Here is a 16539-nt window from a genome sequence, read left to right on the forward strand (position 1 = left end):
ATACACTGGCCTGTCCAAGTAACACAGAATTCCGTTCATACCGCTTTTCATGCCATGGCGTGAGCGATACGATACGATCCGCCGGCATTGTCAGCACGCAGCGCGAATTCCACGGCCCGGGGGGGCCACGCACAGCGTCGGGCGCCGGTCGCGACGTCACTTTCTGGACCGCCCGCTTTGCCTACAAGATCTAACAAATGACAAAAAAACGTCGAGAATACCCGCATTACCGCACCGGCCTTGCGCTTGCCGGCCTCGCTTTTCTTGCCGCCTGCGCGTCCCCGCCGGGCGCTGCGCCGAAAAGCGCCGGCTCGGGGTGGGTCAAGGACGAGGTGTCCGATTCCTATGTGTTCGGCTTTCCGCTCGTCCTGATGGACGTTTCGCGCGAAGCCGCCACCGGCAGCGCGCCCGGCCAGTCGCAACCCAATACGTTGCGCAATGCGCAGTCGCTGCCGCCCGTGGGCGCGTCCAGCCCGTCCGAGCCCAACCTCGACACGCTCGGCTCGTCCGGCTGGCTCGATCTGTCCAGCGAACCCGTGCTTGTGAGCCTGCCCGATTCGCACGGCCGCTATCTGGACGCGCGCGCGCTTGACATGTGGACGAACGTGGTCTGGTCCACGAGCGCGCAGCCCGGCGCCGATACGGGGACCAAGCCCGCTGCGAAGGCCGCCGGGCGCACGACCGGCGTCAAGGCGCAAACGATTGCGTTCGTGCCCGCCGGGTGGAAGGGCACCCTGCCTGCGCACGTGCAGCGCGTGGACGTGTCCACGCGCTATGTCTGGTTCCTCGCGCGCATCGAAACGCACGGCGGCGATCTTGCGGCCGTGCGCAAGCTCCAGCGCGGGATTCGCATCGCGGCGCTTTCGGCCTGGGACGACCGTGGCGGCCACGGCAGCGACGCGTCTTCGGCGGGTGCGAGCCAGAGCGGCGATCCGGTCGCGCCCGGCACGCCCGCCCAGAAGGTGGCCGCGCTCGACGCGAACGGCTTCTTCGGCCGGCTCTCGCAGGCGCTGGAAGACAACCCGCCCGTGCCCGACGATCCCCACGCGCTCAAGATCCTCGCCGATATCGGCGTGCATCCCGGCGACGCCGTGGAGCTTCCCGCCAACGCGACGGACGGGATTGCGGCCGGCTACGCCGACGGCCGTGCGCGGGTGGCTGCGCCGCCCTCGAACCTGCTTGCCGGCAACGGCTGGCTCTGGGTGGGCGACGATGCGGGCAACTACGGCCCCGACTATGCGCTGCGCGCATACACGGCCTATACGCAACCCGGCCTCGCAACGTCTTCCGACGAAGTGCGCGCCCGCGTGACGCAGGACAGCGACGGCCACGCGCTCAACGGCGCGAACCGCTACGTGATCCACTTCGCGGCGAAGCAACTGCCGCCGGTGCGTGGCTTCTGGTCGATCACGGCTTATACGAGCGACGGCGCGCTCGACGACAGCGGCCCTGTGCGCGTGGCGTTCGGCGACCGCAACGGCGCGCGCCGCAATCGCGACGGCTCGCTCGACGTGCACGTGTCGGCCGACCGTCCGCGCGGCGGCACGAACTGGGTGCCGGCGCCGCAGGGCGACTTCCGCCTCGTGCTGCGGCTCTATGCGCCGAAGCAGGCCGCCGTGGACGGCAGCTGGCAGCCGCCGGCGGTCGAGCGGCAGTAGCGGGGCGGCGCGCCTGCGCCGCCGGTTTATCGCCGAGCTCTTCCGCCGCCGGCTCTCGTCCGGCGGCGTTTTACTGCCGTGCTCCCGGCCATCGGGCCTATACTTCCCGCTGTCGGGAACGACGACCGTCATCCCAGTCCCACTACCCGCGGCTGGCAGTCGCCGCGTCACTTGCTGGTGAGCATGGCAAGCCTTAACAAAACGTCGCTGACTTCTTCCCTGCAATCGGTTCGCGCCGTGGCGCGCGCACCCCGCACCCGGCACATCCTGACCGGCGTGCTGATCTTCCTCGTCGTGTTCGGGCTGCTCGGCTTCTTTGCCGCGCCGCCTCTCATCCGGTATTTCGCCGCCCAGCAACTGAGCAAGCAGCTCGACCGTCCCGTCACGATCGGCCGCATCGGACTCAACCCGTACACGCTGCGGCTCGAAGCCGACCGCGTGCATATCGGCGAGCGCGGCGGCAACGGCGACTTCTTCGACGTCGAGCGCCTCGTCGTCAAGCCTTCGTGGTCGTCGATCTTCCGCTTCGCGCCCGTCGTCGATGAAGTGCGGCTCGATTCGCCGCGCATCACCATCGTGCGGCTCGACGCGCAGCGCTTCAACTTCACCGATCTCATCGAGAAGTTTTCGAAGCCCTCGCAGCCCGGCAGCAAGCCCACGCCGTTCTCGATCTCGAACATCCGCGTCGAGAACGGGCAGATCACGTTCGACGATCGTCTGCTCAACGAAAAGCACGTGATCGATCGCTGGACGCTCGGCATCCCGTTCATCGCCACGCTGCCTTCGAAGACCGACATCTTCGTTCAGCCGCTGCTGCGGGCGCGCATCGACGGCACGAGCACGCTCGCCATCGACGGCAAGACCAAGCCGTTCGCGGCCTCGCGCGAATCCGAAGTGGCGCTCAAGCTCGACGCGCTCGACGTGCCGCGCCTCCTGACCTACGCGCCCACGAAGCTGCCGGTGCAGGTGAAGAGCGGCAAGCTCTCGACGGATCTGAAGCTCGACTTCGTGATGTCGGACGACAAGCCCGAGCTGCGCGTGTCGGGCACCGCGGACCTGAACGACATCGACACCGCCGATGCGGCCAACGCGCCGCTCTTCGGCGCGCGCAGCCTGCACGTGGCGGCGGCCTCGCTCGAGCCGTTCAGCAATGCCTACCACTTCGACGAGATCCGGCTCGACGCGCCCAACGTCTGGGTGGCACGCGACAAGAGCGGCGTGCTGAGCGTCGAGAAGCTGGCGGGCACGCAGCAGCCGGCAACGGGGAATCAGAACGCCGCGAACGCCACGAATGCCGCGAGCGGTGCGGCGGCGCCACCCGCCGCCTCCGGCGCAGCGCAGGCTGCGGCCGAAACGAAGCCCGCGCCGCTCGACCTCTCGATCCGCCAGTTCGCGATCAACGGTGGCACCGTGCACGTGCACGACGAAACGCCGTCGCGCCCCGTGGACCTCGTGCTCGGCGACATCGACACGACGCTGGCAAACTTCTCGACCACCGCGAAATCGCCGGCCCAATACACCTTTGGCATGACCGCGAACGGCGGCGGCACGGTCAAGGCATCGGGCTCGTTCGGCATGGTCGCGAAGACCGCCGATGCAAAGGTCCAGCTCCAGGACGTGGCGCTCGTGCCGCTGCAGCCGTATATCGACAACCTCACCGCCGCGCAGATCGTGGACGGCAAGCTGGGTCTCGACGCGCAGCTCGCCGCCGACTGGAGCAAGTCGCCGGCCGCGGTGCAGGTCGGCGCGACCACGCTGAACCTCGACACGCTCAAGGTGGCGGCGCGCGGCGCGAAGGCGCCGGTCGTCACGCTCGCGCAGGGCGCGGTCAAGGTGAACCAGATCGACCTCACGGCGCGCACCGCGCAGATCGCATCGGTCGATCTCACGGGCCTCGCCGTGAGCGCCGAGCGCCGCAAGGACGGCAGCATCGACCTCATGCAGCTCGCGGGCACGCATGAGGCCGCGCATGAGCGCACGGCCATACACGCGGCGCAGAAGTCGGTTCAGCAAGGGCCGGCCTGGCACTACAAGATCGACGCGTTCAACGTGAACGGCGGCACGGTCAACTTCACCGACAGCAGCACGCCGCGCCCCGTGAAGCTCGCCATCGCGCCGCTCGACCTGAAGGTCCAGCAGATCAGCGACGACCTGGGCCACGCGCTGCCCATCGACCTGAAGGCGACGCTCAACCGCAAGGGCACGCTCGCGCTCAACGGCGACGTGAACCCGACGCCGCTGAAGGCAACGCTGAAGATCGACGCGAACCGGCTCGACGCCGCTGCCTTCGAGCCGTATTTCGGCAACCAGCTGAATGCGGTGATCGCGAGCGCGCTGCTCAACATGAAGGGTCAATTGGCGCTCGAACAGGGCAAGGCGCTGAAGGCGAACTACCGCGGCGACGCAGCGGTGGTGGACGTGCGCATGCTCGACAAGGCCACCTCCGACCCGTTCGCGGGCTGGCGCTCGCTCGCGCTCTCGAACCTGCGCGCGAGTTACGACGAGGCGCACGGCACCGACGTGGACGCGAGCCGCGTGACCTTCGCCGGCTTCTACGGGCGCGTGCTGCTCGACGCGCAGGGCAAGCTGAACCTCAAGGACGTGGTGGCGCACCAGACGGGCGAGGCCCAGTCGCTCACGCGCGATACCAGCGCCGAGGCGCGCGGCGGGCGCGAGCCGGTGCCGCTTTCGCCGCAGGCGGCGAGCGAGGCAGCCGCGCCTGCGGCACCCGCGCCGGCACCGGCGACGCAAACCGCCTCGGCGCCGGCGCCCGCATCGACGCCTGCCACGGTCACGGCCGCGCAGCCGCCGAAGAGCCCGGTGCGGCTGCACTTCGGCCAGCTCGTGCTACAGGGCGGCCGCGTGAACTACACCGACAACTTCATCAGGCCGAACTACACGGCCGACCTCGTGCAGATCCAGGGGACGGTGGGCGCGTTCGGCACGCAATCGACCACGCCCGCGCCGGTGGACGTTTCGGCGAACCTGTCGGGCAACGGCCCGATCTCGATCAAGGGCACGGTGAATCCGCTCATCGAAAAGCCCTCGCTCGACCTCACCGCTTCGGCGCACGGCATCGAGCTCACGAATCTCACGCCGTATTCCACGAAGTACGCGGGCTATCCGATCACGAAGGGCAAGCTCAACGTCGATCTGCACTACCAGCTCGCCAACGACCAGCTCAGCGCGAACAACCACATCTTCATCGACCAGCTCACCTTCGGCGATCACGTGGACAACGACACGGCGACGAAGCTGCCGGTGCGCCTCGCGATCTCGCTGCTCAAGAACCGCAAAGGCGAGATCGACGTGAACATTCCGGTGTCGGGCTCGCTCTCGAATCCCGAGTTCAGCCTGGGCGGCCTGATCTGGAAGGCGGTGCTCAATCTCATCGCGAAGGCCGTGACGGCGCCGTTCTCGCTGCTCGCGAATGCGTTCGGCGGCGGGGGCGAGGAGCTGGGCTACGTGGAGTTCGCACCGGGCACCGCCACGCTCACCGACGCGGACGAGAAGAAGCTCGACACCATTGCGAAGGCGCTGGACGACAAGCCCTCGATCAAGATCGACCTGATCGGCCGCGTGGATCCGGCCGTGGATACGCCCGCGCTGCGCGAGCAGTACGTGGATCACCTCGTGCGCGCGCAGAAGGTGAAGGACACGGTGGGCAACGGCGAGAGCGTGGACACCTCGCAGGTGAAGGTGGACGACAAGGAGTACGACAAGTACCTCACGCAGGCCTATAAATCGGCCGACTTCAAGAAGCCGCGCAACATGATCGGCCTCACGAAGACGCTGCCCGACGACGACATGAAACAGGCGCTCGCGGAGCACGCGCCGATCACCGACGCGAGCCTGCGCGACCTCGCGCAGCAGCGCGCCCAGGCGGTGCAGCAGTACTTCCAGGGCAAGGTCGATCCGAGCCGCGTGTTCGTGGTGGCGCCGAAGCTCGATGCGAAGGGCATCGACGACAAGGGCGCGACCACGCGGGTCGATTTCGGGCTCAAGTAGCCCGCGGAGATATCGGCGGCATCGCCGGCATCGGTGCGATCAAGCGGCCAGCGCGGGCGGCAGGCGCCGCTTGACCCACCGCGTGGCCTGATCGTAGGCATGGGCAAGCTGCAGCACGGAGAAGTCCGCGAGCGGCTTGCCGATCACCTGCATGCCCATCGGCAGGCCCTGCGCGTTGAAACCGGCCGGCACGCTGACCACGGGCAGCCCCGCGAGGCTCGCGCCGATCACCACTTCCATCCAGCGGTGATAAGTGTCCAGGGTCTTGCCCGCGATGGACTTCGGCCAGTGCTCGCGCGCATCGAACGGGAAAATCTGCCCGCTCGGCAGCACGAGATAGTCGTAGTGCTCGAAGAGCGCGAGCAGCGCGTTGTACCACTGGCTGCGCAGCACCGAGGCGTTCCACACGTCCTCGCCCGAAAGGCGCAGGCCGACTTCCACTTCCCACACGGCTTCGGGCTTGAGCAGCGCGCGCTTCGCAGGATCGCGGTAGAGCGCGCCCAGCGTGCCCGCGCAGGAGAAGTGGCGCAGCGTGACCCACGACTGCCAGAGGTTCTCCAGGCGAAAGTCGGGGCGCGTCGCCTCCACGTGGCAGCCGATCGCTTCGAAATCCTTGAGCGCCGTTTCGCACAGCGCGAGCACGCCGTCTTCCATCGGCAGATAGCCGTCGTAGTTGCCCAGCCAGCCGATGCGCGTACCGCCGAAATCGCGCGCGAGCGGGCCGGCGAATATCGCCGGGTCCTGCGCGATCGAGAGCGGCGCGCGCGGATCGTAGCCGGCCTGCACGGAGAGCAGCATGGCCATGTCGGCCACGCTGCGGCCCATCGGCCCTGCATAGCCGAGCTGGTGATAGAAGAGCTCGGGCGCCGGCACCGAGGGCACGCGCCCTTGCGACGGACGGAAACCGAACACGTTGTTCCATCCCGCCGGGTTGCGCAGCGACCCCATCATGTCGCTGCCGTCCGCCACGGGCAGCATGCGCAGGGCGAGCGCTACGGCCGTGCCGCCGCTGCTGCCGCCCGCGCTGCGCGTGGGATCGTAGGCATTGAGCGTCGTGCCGAACACCGTGTTGTAGGTATGGGAGCCGAGGCCGAACTCCGGCGTGTTGGTCTTGCCGATGAAGATCGCGCCTTGCGCGCGCACGCGTGCGGCCATGAGGCTGTCGGCTTTCGGTACTTCGTCGCGGAAAAGCGGCGAGCCCTGCGTGGTGGCGAGGCCCGCCGTGGCCGTGAGGTCCTTCGGCGCCTGCGGGATGCCGTGCAGCCAGCCCCGGTATTCGCCGCGCGCGAGTTCCGCATCGCGTTCGCCGGCTTCGCGCAGCAGCGCATCGCGCTCGCGCAGCGAGACGATGGCGTTGGCGGGCGTGTTCACGCGTGCGATGTGGTCGAGGAACGCGCTCATCACCTCGCGGCACGACACCTTGCGAAGGCGGATCCACTGGGAGAGTTCGAGTGCGTCGGCCATCACGATATCGTGGGGCGACAGCGGGGCGGGAGTCGGCAATGCCTGGTTCATACGCAGCTCTTTGGGAAGGGGACGGATGAAGATGGGAGGGTCCATTGTCGCGCACGCGCGCGCGAGGCGAAAGGAAACGAACGGTTGTCTCAGGCACATCCGGTTGCCGCGGGGTTTTCCATGGCTGCGGCGGCCTTACTGTGCCGTCTGCGGCGGCAATGCGGCGCCGCCCAGCGCCTGGTAGAGCGCGGCTGTATCCGCGAGGCGGTTCGCTTCGGCTAGCGTGCGGTCGAGCGAGGTCTGGAGCGCCTGGCGCTGCGTATCGATGAGGCTGAACTCGCTCACGCCGCCCGCCTCGTAGCGCGCAAGCGCGACCGTGGCGCTCGCCTCGGCCTCGCGATGGGCGATATTGCGCGATTGCAGTTCGAGCGCGTCGTTTTCCAGCGCGCGCAGCGTATCGGCCACCTGCTGCAGCGCTTGCAGCACGGTCTGTCGGTAGTCGGCGAAGGCGGCGTCCCAGGCGGCTTCGGAGGCGCGCTTCTTCGCGCGCAGTTCCCCACCGTGAAAGACCGGTTGCGTGAGCCCGAGGCCGAAATTCCAGATGTTCAGTCCGTTCACCACGTCCTCCACGCGCGTGCGTTCGGACCCGATGCCGGCCGAAAGCGTGATCTGCGGATACAGATTCGCAGTGGCGACGCCCACGTTCGCGCTCGCCTGATGCAGCACCGCTTCGGCCGCGCGAATGTCGGGGCGGGCGCGCGCGAGTGTGGAAGGCAGCGTGAGCGAGACGGTGTCGGGCAGACGCAGTGCGTCGAGCGTGAGGGCGTTCCGTTGCGCGTCGAACTGCGTGCTGGCGGGCGCGACGCCCAGCAGCACCGCAAGCTGATGATCGGTTTGCGCGAGCTGCGTTTCGAGCGGCGGCAGCGTCGCTCGCGTCTGGGCGAGCAGCGTGCGCTGGCTGCGCACGTCGATATCGGCCACGCCGCCCGCGGCGAGGCGCGCCTCCATGATCGCGAGCTGGCGCGATTGCGCGTCGATCAACTGCTGCGTGATCTCGATCTGCCGGCGCAGCGACGCGCGCCGCACCGCCGACGCCACCACGTTGCCCGCCACCGAGAGCCGTGCGGCGGCGAGTTCGTAGGCCTGATAGTCCACCTGGGCGAGCGTGGCTTCGAGCGCCCTGCGGTTCGCGCCGAACAGATCGAAGACGTAGGAGACGCTGATGGACGCGTCGTAGAGCGTGAACGGCCCGGGATTGGGCACGGCGGTAATGCCGAACGAGGCGAGGTCGATTTTCTCGCGCGTGGCGGAGAGGCTGGCATCGACGTGCGGAAAGCGCGTTGCGCCGGCCTGCGCGTTGTAATTCTCGCGTGCCTCGATCAGCTTCGCGCGCGCGGAATCGAGCGTCGGGCTTGCCGCGAGCGCGGCATCGACGAGTTGATCGAGCGCCGGACTGCCGAACTGTTTCCACCACGCATCGGGTACGTTCGGCACGGTGGCGAACGTCTGTGTGCCGCTTGTGCCATTGCTTGTGTTGTTGCTTGTGGCACTTGCTGGGGCCGTGGCGGCCGGCATGCCCTCGCGGGTCCAGGACGCGGCATCGGGTGCCGCGGGTGCGTGGAAGTCGGGGCCCAGCGTGCAGCCTGCGAGGATCAGCGCGCACGTGGCGGTCACGAGGACATGAGGTTTCATCGCCTGGGCCCTCAGTCGAGTGTGCGCCGGTAGAAGCGCACGGCCACGCCCATCACGATCACGGTGAAGATGCCGAGCGGCCAGACGGAGGGCCACAGGTCGACCCAGCCGTTGCCCTTGAGCAGGACGCCGCGCACGAGCCGGTTGAAATAGGTGAGCGGCAGCAGGTTGCCGATGAATTGCGCCCAGCGCGGCATGCCGCCGAACGGGAACATGAAGCCCGAGAGCAGCAGGCTCGGCAGGAAGTAGAACACGGTGAGCTGCATGGCCTGCAACTGGTTCTGCGCGAGCGACGAGATGGTGATGCCGACCGTGAGATTCGCCGCAATGAACAGGAGTGCAGAGAGATACAACGCGACAAGGCTGCCCGCGAACGGCACGTGGAACACGAAGCGCGCCGCGAGCACGATGATGGTGGCCTGGATCAGGCCGATGGCGATATACGGCACGATCTTGCCGGTCATGACCTCGACGGGCAGCACGGGCGTAGCGAGCAGGTTTTCCATGGTGCCGCGCTCGCGCTCGCGGGTGATGGCGAGGCCCGTCATCATCACCATCGTCATCGTGAGGATCACGCCCATGAGGCCCGGCACGACGTTGTACTGCGTGATGCCTTCGGGGTTGTAGAGGCGGTGGACCTGCACGTCGAACGCAGCGGCCCCGCCGTTCAGGTGCGCGAGCGACCCGGTGAGATCCTTCGCGGCCACGGGGCCGACGAGGCCCGGCAGCGCGGCGAGCGCGCTGGCAATGGCGGTGGGGTCGGTGGCGTCGGCTTCCAGCAGCAGCGAGGGTTTCTCGCCGCGCAGCAGGCGCCGCGAGAAGTCCACGGGAATGCTCAGCACGAACTGCACGGTGCCGCGCGCCAGCGCGTGACGCGCGGCGGCTTCGTCGGGCAGCGTTTCGACGACGTCGAAATAGGCGGAGTTCTTCATGCCGGCCACGAAACTGCGCGAGAAGACGCTGTCTTCGCCGATCACGATGGCGGTGGGCAGATGCTTGGGATCGGTGTTGATGGCATAGCCGAACAGCGTGAGCTGGACGATGGGCAGGCCCACGATCATCGCGAACGTGATACGGTCGCGCCGCAATTGCAGAAACTCCTTGAGCACGACGCTCCACCAGCGCGCGAGCGAGAACCCGAAGTGCAGCTTCACGACGCGACTCCGTAGTTGTCCTTCACGCTGCCCATCAGATAGATGAAGACGTCTTCGAGACTTGTGTCGATGCGCTCTGCGCGCAGCGGCCGGCCTTCGACGGCCTGCTGGATGGCGGCGGCCAGCGCCGCATGGTCGCGCCCGCTCGCGTGCAGCGCGGAGCCGAACACCACCGTCTGATCGACGCCGGGCGTCTTGCGCAGTTCGGTCGACAGCGCCGAAAGCTGTTCGCCGTGAATGGCCCAGGTGTCGAGATTCTGCGAGGCGATCACTTCGGCGGCGGTGCCCTGCGCGAGCAGCTTGCCGTAGGCGATGTACGCGAGCTTGTGGCAGCGCTCCGCTTCGTCCATGTAGTGCGTGCTCACGAGCACCGAGATGCCGCGCGCCGCGAGCCGGTGCAGTTCCTCCCAGAAGTCGCGGCGCGCGGTGGGATCGACGCCGGCGGTGGGTTCGTCGAGCAGCAGCAGTTGCGGCTCGTGCAGCATGCACGCGGCGAGCGCGAGACGCTGCTTCCAGCCGCCCGAGAGCGCGCCGGTGAGCTGGCTCGCGCGGCTCGCGAGACCGAGCGATTCGAGCGCGTTGTCCACGGCCTCGCGGCGGTTCGGCATCTGATAGATGCGCGCGACGAAGTCGAGATTCTCGCGGATCGTGAGGTCCTCCCAGTACGAGAACCGCTGCGTCATGTAGCCCACGCGCCGCTTGATCTGCGCGCTCTCGCGCACGATGTCGTAGCCGAGGCAGGTGCCCGAGCCCGAATCGGGCGTGAGGAGCCCGCACATCAGCCGGATCGACGTGGTCTTGCCGCTGCCGTTGGGCCCGAGAAAACCGAAGATCTCGCCGCGCGCCACGCGCAGCGAGACATCGTTGACCACGTGCTTGCTGCCGAAATGCTTGTTGAGCTTGTGGACGTCGATGGCGTAGTCCGGCGGCGCCGCTTGCGCAGCGCCTGCGCCGGTGTCTTCGCGGGCGTCGTGCGCGCTCATTGGAGCCGCACCTCCACGGGCTGGCCGGGGTGCAGCTTGACCGCATCCTGGGGCGAAGCGTGGGCCTCGATCATGAAGACCAGCTTCTGGCGGTTTTCGTCGCTGTAGATCACGGGCGGCGTGTATTCGGCGGCGTTCGACACCCAGGTGACGGCAGCCGGAATGTCGGCGGCGCAGCCGTCGCAGTGCAGGCTGATGCGGCGGCCGGGCGCCAGCGAGCCGACCACGGTTTCCGGCACGAAGAAGCGCACCTTCACGTTCTGCGGCGGCAGCATCTGCACGACGGGGCTGCCGGCCTGCACCCATTCGCCCACGCGGTAGAGCGTGTCGTACACGAGGCCGGCCTGCGGCGCGCTCACGCGTTTCTGGTCGAGCTTCCATTGCGCCTGCGCGAGTGCCGCCTGCGCGGCTTCCACCTGGGCCGCCTGGGCCGCGACCTGGGCCTTGCGTCCGGGCAGGTTGGCAACGGTGACCTGATTCTCCAGCTCGCGGACCTGCGCGGCTGTCGAGGCTGCGTCCTCGCGCGAATCGTCGAGCTGGGCGCGGGCGATGCCGCCCGCGCGGAACTGCGCCTCGTCGCGCGTGAGCTGGAGCGCGGCCTTGTGCGCATTGGCGATGGCTTGTGCGAGCTGGGCCTCGCTCACGCGCACTTCGGGCGGACGCTTGCCGGTCTGCAGGTCGGCAAGCTGTGCCTGCGCGGCCGCGAGTTGATGGCGCGCCTCGTCGAGCGCGGCGGTTTCGTCGACGGCTTCGAGCGCGAACACCGGCGCCGACGCGCCGATGTTCTGGCCGCGCTGGACGTCGAGCCGGGTCAGCGTGCCCGACTGCGAGGACGAGAGATAGACGTATTCGCCTTCGACATAGCCTTGCCACACGGGCGCTTCGTGGCGCGAGCAGGCAGTGGCGGCGAGGGCGGCCGCGATGAGCGGGCCGCAGATCGTCAGACGGCTCATTGCCGGGTCCTCCTGCGTCTGGCGGCTGGCGTGGGTGGCGTGGCCGGCACCTGCAGGGCCGCGGCAAGCAATGCGGTGACGTGCCGGTGCAGGGCTTCGCGTTCGATCCTGGGCAACCCTCGCCTCGTCTGCCAGACCTTCGCGGTGGCAAGCGGCAGCATGACGAGGGCGATGATCGAGACGAACAGCAGCGGTGCTTCGAGCGCGGGATTGACGCTGCCGTCGCGTTGCGCTTCGCCGATGCGCAGCGCGAACTCCTGCAAGCGCGCAACGGGCACGCGCGCAAGCACCCGCTCGCGCAGCAGCCCCCCTTCGTTGACGATTTCGCGCAGCCAGAGCGCCGGCAGCCAGGGTTCGCGCGCCGTGACGTCGAAAAGCCGGTCAACGAGGTCCTGCGCCAGCGTGCGCGCATCCTGAGGGCCGCGCTCGGGCACGCCGGCCCAGACGAACTCGATCGCCCGCGCGATGCGCTCTTCCACGACGGCGTCCAGCAGCTTTTCGCGGTTGGTGAAGTAGTAGTGAACCATTGCCGATGTCACGCCCGCTGCCGCCGCGATCTGAGCCATGGTCGTGGCGGCGATGCCCTGTTGGGCGAAAAGCTGGGTAGCGCAGGCCAGCAGCCGCTCGCGCACGGCGAGGTCGGCCGAAGCGCGCCGCCTGCCGCGCGGCCGGGGCTGCTCGCGCGTGGGCGACGCAGGAGCCTGGCTGGCGGTGGCGGCGCGTGGATTCATCGTCTCAGTCTAATTCACGCGTTAGTTAAATTCAAAGGCCGACGACGAGGGGTGATCTCGCGCAGGGTGCCGCTTTGCAGATTTACCTCATTGGCTATGCGCAATGGGATTTTTTCCCTTCTATTCAGACATTTCCTATACAAAACCGCTCCTATGTCGGCCACGCTGTGAGTCTTTGGCCCCCAAGGCTTTCACGCTCACCATTTCCGGAAAAATGGATCAGACAAAGAAGCGGATTGTCGTCATCGACGACCACCCCATCGTGCTCAAGATGCTCGCCAACGTCCTGCACACGGAATACGAACTGGTTGGCGAGAGCCGTGACGGCGAGGAGGGTCTGCATATGGCGCTGTCGCTGCAACCGGACCTCGTGATTCTCGACCTGGAACTGCCGAAGCTCGACGGCCTGTCCGTCATTCGCGGCATTTGCACCCACCAGCCGGGAACCCGGGTGCTGGTGCTTTCCGCGAAACCCGAGCAGATGATGGCGAATCACACGCGTCTCGCTGGCGCGAATGCCTATGTGAGCAAGAGCCGCGGCGTGGAGGACCTGTGCGGTGTGGTGACGGCCGTGCTGATGGGTTACGACTGCTTTCCGGCCGGCAGTTGCGGCGGCAGCCGGGACGTGGCGCTCAACGGCCTCTCGCCGCGCGAGGTGGAAGTGCTTCAGCATCTCGCGCGCGGCTTGAGCAACAAGACCATTGCGGCGCGCCTCGGGCTCTCGGACAAGACGATCAGCACCTACAAGACTCGCGTGCTCGACAAGCTGGGCGTGTCCTCGCTCGCGGCGCTGATCGAATTCGCGACGCTCAACAAGCTGCTCGACTAGCCAGAGGCGCTAAGTTCGCGTCGGCAGCGACCTCGAGCAGAAAGATTCGATGGACTTCACCAGGGCGAGCGGGGTTTCGTTCATCGGGTCGTGTCCTGCGTTCTGCAGGACTTCGACTCTTGCAAAGCGATACCGCCGCAGCCACGTGTCGGCCGTCAAGGCTGCGTCGAAGGTGGGATCGTGCTCGCCCACCCGCACTTTCGCCGGATGCTGTCGCGTGATGCCGCTTCCTCCGCGCGGCTCGCGGACAGATAAAAACGCTGACGAAAACACAGTCGAAAAAAAAGCCCGACTTTCGTCGGGCTTCCAAGTGTGACTGCATCCGTTGCCGGATGCAGCACCTGCAAAGCGTTTAAGCAGCCAGCAGCGAGCGCAGCACGAACGGCAGAATGCCGCCGTGCTTGTAGTAGTCCACTTCGATCGGCGTGTCGATACGAAGCAGAACCGGCACGCGCTGCGACTTGCCGTCCTTGCGATGGATCACGAGCGTCACTTCCTGCTGCGGCTTGAAGTCGTCGCCGAGGCCTTCGACGTCGAACGTCTCTTCACCCGTGATGCCGAGCGACTGCACGCTGTCCGAGCCCTTGAACTGCAGCGGCAGCACGCCCATGCCCACGAGGTTCGAGCGGTGGATGCGCTCGAAGCTGCGTGCGACCACGGCCTTCACGCCCAGAAGCTGCGTGCCCTTCGCGGCCCAGTCGCGCGACGAGCCCGTGCCGTACTCTTCGCCTGCGAACACCACGGTCGGCGTGCCGGCGTCGATGTACTTCATCGCTGCGTCGTAGATCGAGAGCTGTTCGCCGCTCGGCTGGTGAATCGTCAGGCCGCCTTCCACGCGCGTACCGTCGGCTTTCGCCGGGATCATCAGGTTTTTGATGCGCACGTTGGCGAAGGTGCCGCGCATCATGACGTCGTGGTTGCCGCGGCGCGAGCCGTAGCTGTTGAAGTCGGCCTTCTGCACGCCGTTCGCCTTCAGCCACTTGCCTGCCGGCGAGTCTTCCTTGATCGAGCCCGCCGGGCTGATGTGGTCGGTCGTCACCGAATCGCCGAAGATGCCGAGCGCGCGCGCGCCCGTCACCGGGGTGATCGACGAAGCCGGCGTCATCGAGAAGTCCTTGCCGAAGAACGGCGGCTCCGCGATGTAGGTCGACTTCGGCCAGTCATAGACCTGGCCTTCTTCGCCTTCGATCTTGCTCCACAGGTCGCCCTTCTTCGTGAGCTGGCTGTAGTTCTTCTGGTAGACGTCCGCGTCGAGCGCGAACTTGAGCAGCGCGTTGACTTCTTCGCTGGTCGGCCAGATGTCGCCCAGGTAGATGTCGCGGCCGCCCTTGCCCTTGCCCACCGGCTCGGTCATCAGGTCGCGCGTGATGTTGCCCGCGATCGCGTAGGCGACCACCAGCGGCGGCGAAGCCAGGAAGTTCGCACGGATGTTCGGGTGAATGCGCGCTTCGAAGTTACGGTTGCCCGAGAGCACGGCGGCCGCCACGACGTCGTTCTTCGTGATCGACTCGTTCAGTTCCGGCGTGAGGTCGCCGGCGTTGCCGATACAGGTCGTGCAGCCGTAGGCCGCGAGTTCGAAGCCGAGCTTCGAGAGGTACGGCAGCAGACCCGTCTTCGTCAGGTATTCCGTGACGATGCGCGAGCCCGGGGCGAGCGAGGTCTTGATGTGCGGAGCGACCGTGAGACCGGCTTCCACGGCCTTCTTCGCCAGCAGGCCGGCAGCCAGCAGCACGCTCGGGTTCGACGTGTTCGTGCACGACGTGATGGCGGCGATCAGCACGTCGCCGTTGTGCAGCTTGACCTTGTCGGTCACGGCGTATTCGGCCGTGAGGTCGGCGGCCTTCTTGTTGAAGCCGTTTTCCGCGACCGGCTTCGAGAACAGGTCGGTGAAGGTCGACTTCACGTTGCCGATTTCGATGCGGTCCTGCGGGCGCTTCGGACCGGCCAGCGACGGCGCGACCGTGGCGAGATCGAGCGTGAGCGTCTTCGTGTAGTCGATTTCGCCGGCCTTCGGAATGCCGAAGAGCTCCTGCGCCTTGAAGTAGTTCTCGAATGCCGAGATTTCGGCTTCGGTGCGGCCCGTGCCCTTGAAGTAGTCGATGGTCTTTTCGTCGACCGGGAAGAAGCCCATGGTCGCGCCGTATTCCGGCGCCATGTTGCCGATGGTCGCGCGGTCCGGCAGCGACAGCGAGGCCGTGCCTTCGCCGAAGAACTCGACGAACTTGCCGACGACCTTCTCCTTGCGCAGCATTTCGGTGATGGTCAGCACGAGGTCGGTGGCCGTGCAGCCCTCGCGCAGCTTGCCCTTGAGCTCCACGCCCACGACGTCCGGCGTGAGGAAGTACACCGGCTGGCCGAGCATGCCCGCTTCCGCCTCGATGCCGCCCACGCCCCAGCCCACCACGCCGATGCCGTTGATCATCGTGGTGTGCGAGTCGGTGCCGACGAGCGTGTCGGGGTAGTACACCGTGTCGCTGCCTTCGGTCTTCTTGTGCACGCCGCGCGCCAGGTATTCGAGGTTCACTTGGTGGACGATGCCGATGCCCGGCGGCACGACCTTGAACGTGTCGAACGCCTGCATGCCCCACTTCATGAACTGGTAGCGCTCGTTATTGCGCTGGAATTCCAGCTTCATGTTCAGATCGAGCGCGTCTTTCTGGCGGAAGTAGTCGATCTGCACCGAGTGGTCGACGACGAGATCCACCGGCACGAGCGGCTCGATGACCTTCGGATCCTTGCCGACTTCCTTCGCGACGCCGCGCATGGCAGCGATGTCGGCGAGGAGGGGCACGCCCGTGAAGTCCTGCAGCACGACGCGCGCGACGACGAACGGGATTTCGTCGACGCGGGCGGCGCTCGGCTTCCAGTTCGCGAGTTGCTCGATGTGCTCTTCCGCGATCTTCTTGCCGTCGTAGTTACGCAGCACGGACTCGAGCACGATACGGATCGAGACCGGCAGGCGATTGATCTTCACGCCGAGCTGCTTGCCGAGGTGCGGCAGCGAGTAGAACTTGCCTTTGCCGGAACCGCTGTCGAAATCCTTTAGCGTTTTGTGGAGATTGTGGGCCATGGTGTT

10 protein-coding genes are annotated in these 16539 nt (G+C 67.0%); 3 read left to right on the top strand and 7 right to left on the bottom strand.

The genetic code is table 11. The annotated features are described in order from the left end of the window. Positions 1–197 precede the first annotated feature (197 nt). Both U5760_RS13840 and U5760_RS13845 read left to right on the top strand, forming a co-directional pair. Positions 198–1658, top strand: coding sequence for a DUF1254 domain-containing protein (locus U5760_RS13840; RefSeq protein WP_322012463.1), 1461 nt, complete (start codon positions 198–200; stop codon positions 1656–1658). A gap of 183 nt (positions 1659–1841) precedes the next feature. Beyond that, entirely contained in the window at positions 1842–5666 is a 3825-nt protein-coding gene (locus U5760_RS13845) for a DUF748 domain-containing protein (protein ID WP_322012464.1), read from the top strand. A 39-nt stretch (positions 5667–5705) separates the two neighbouring features. Here the strand turns inward: U5760_RS13845 and U5760_RS13850 are convergent, their stop codons facing one another. From U5760_RS13850 to U5760_RS13875, 6 genes are all read right to left on the bottom strand, one after another. Next, positions 5706–7181, bottom strand: a complete 1476-nt coding sequence (locus U5760_RS13850; RefSeq protein ID WP_322012466.1) for an amidase — start codon at positions 7179–7181, stop codon at positions 5706–5708. A 135-nt stretch (positions 7182–7316) separates the two neighbouring features. Then, positions 7317–8813, bottom strand: a complete 1497-nt coding sequence (locus tag U5760_RS13855; RefSeq protein WP_322012467.1) for an efflux transporter outer membrane subunit — start codon at positions 8811–8813, stop codon at positions 7317–7319. 11 nt (positions 8814–8824) lie between these two features. After that, positions 8825–9967 (bottom strand): ABC transporter permease, encoded by a 1143-nt coding sequence (locus tag U5760_RS13860; RefSeq protein WP_415914101.1) that lies wholly within the window; start codon positions 9965–9967, stop codon positions 8825–8827. Continuing rightward, positions 9964–10950, bottom strand: a complete 987-nt coding sequence (locus U5760_RS13865; RefSeq protein WP_322012469.1) for an ABC transporter ATP-binding protein — start codon at positions 10948–10950, stop codon at positions 9964–9966. Before U5760_RS13865 ends, U5760_RS13860 begins: the two co-directional genes overlap by 4 nt. Next, entirely contained in the window at positions 10947–11903 is a 957-nt protein-coding gene (locus U5760_RS13870) for an HlyD family secretion protein (RefSeq protein ID WP_322012471.1), read from the bottom strand. Before U5760_RS13870 ends, U5760_RS13865 begins: the two co-directional genes overlap by 4 nt. Further along, on the bottom strand, positions 11900–12634 hold the full coding sequence (locus U5760_RS13875; protein ID WP_322012472.1) for a TetR/AcrR family transcriptional regulator: 735 nt from the start codon (positions 12632–12634) through the stop codon (positions 11900–11902). Before U5760_RS13875 ends, U5760_RS13870 begins: the two co-directional genes overlap by 4 nt. A gap of 214 nt (positions 12635–12848) precedes the next feature. Between U5760_RS13875 and U5760_RS13880 the strand changes: the two genes are divergently transcribed. Further along, the gene (locus U5760_RS13880) at positions 12849–13463 is read left to right on the top strand and encodes a response regulator transcription factor (protein ID WP_322012473.1); all 615 of its coding nucleotides are present in this window, start codon (positions 12849–12851) and stop codon (positions 13461–13463) included. A 352-nt stretch (positions 13464–13815) separates the two neighbouring features. On the opposite strand, the gene acnA is transcribed toward U5760_RS13880, so the two are convergent. Beyond that, a complete protein-coding gene (gene acnA / locus U5760_RS13890; protein WP_322012475.1) occupies positions 13816–16533 on the bottom strand; it encodes an aconitate hydratase AcnA in 2718 nt (905 codons plus the stop codon). Positions 16534–16539 lie beyond the last annotated feature (6 nt).

Source organism: Paraburkholderia sp. J12, assembly GCF_905220215.1.
In the GTDB taxonomy this organism is placed as follows: domain Bacteria; phylum Pseudomonadota; class Gammaproteobacteria; order Burkholderiales; family Burkholderiaceae; genus Paraburkholderia.

Bases quoted from the DNA above. Each gene is read 5' to 3' on its own strand.
- U5760_RS13840 (WP_322012463.1), top strand. From the start codon at position 198: ATGACAAAAAAACGTCGAGAATACCCGCATTACCGCACCGGCCTTGCG.
- U5760_RS13870 (WP_322012471.1), bottom strand. From the start codon at position 11,903: ATGAGCCGTCTGACGATCTGCGGCCCGCTCATCGCGGCCGCCCTCGCC.
- U5760_RS13850 (WP_322012466.1), bottom strand. From the start codon at position 7,181: ATGAACCAGGCATTGCCGACTCCCGCCCCGCTGTCGCCCCACGATATC.
- U5760_RS13880 (WP_322012473.1), top strand. From the start codon at position 12,849: ATGGATCAGACAAAGAAGCGGATTGTCGTCATCGACGACCACCCCATC.
- acnA (WP_322012475.1), bottom strand. From the start codon at position 16,533: ATGGCCCACAATCTCCACAAAACGCTAAAGGATTTCGACAGCGGTTCC.
- U5760_RS13855 (WP_322012467.1), bottom strand. From the start codon at position 8,813: ATGAAACCTCATGTCCTCGTGACCGCCACGTGCGCGCTGATCCTCGCA.
- U5760_RS13845 (WP_322012464.1), top strand. From the start codon at position 1,842: ATGGCAAGCCTTAACAAAACGTCGCTGACTTCTTCCCTGCAATCGGTT.
- U5760_RS13865 (WP_322012469.1), bottom strand. From the start codon at position 10,950: ATGAGCGCGCACGACGCCCGCGAAGACACCGGCGCAGGCGCTGCGCAA.
- U5760_RS13875 (WP_322012472.1), bottom strand. From the start codon at position 12,634: ATGAATCCACGCGCCGCCACCGCCAGCCAGGCTCCTGCGTCGCCCACG.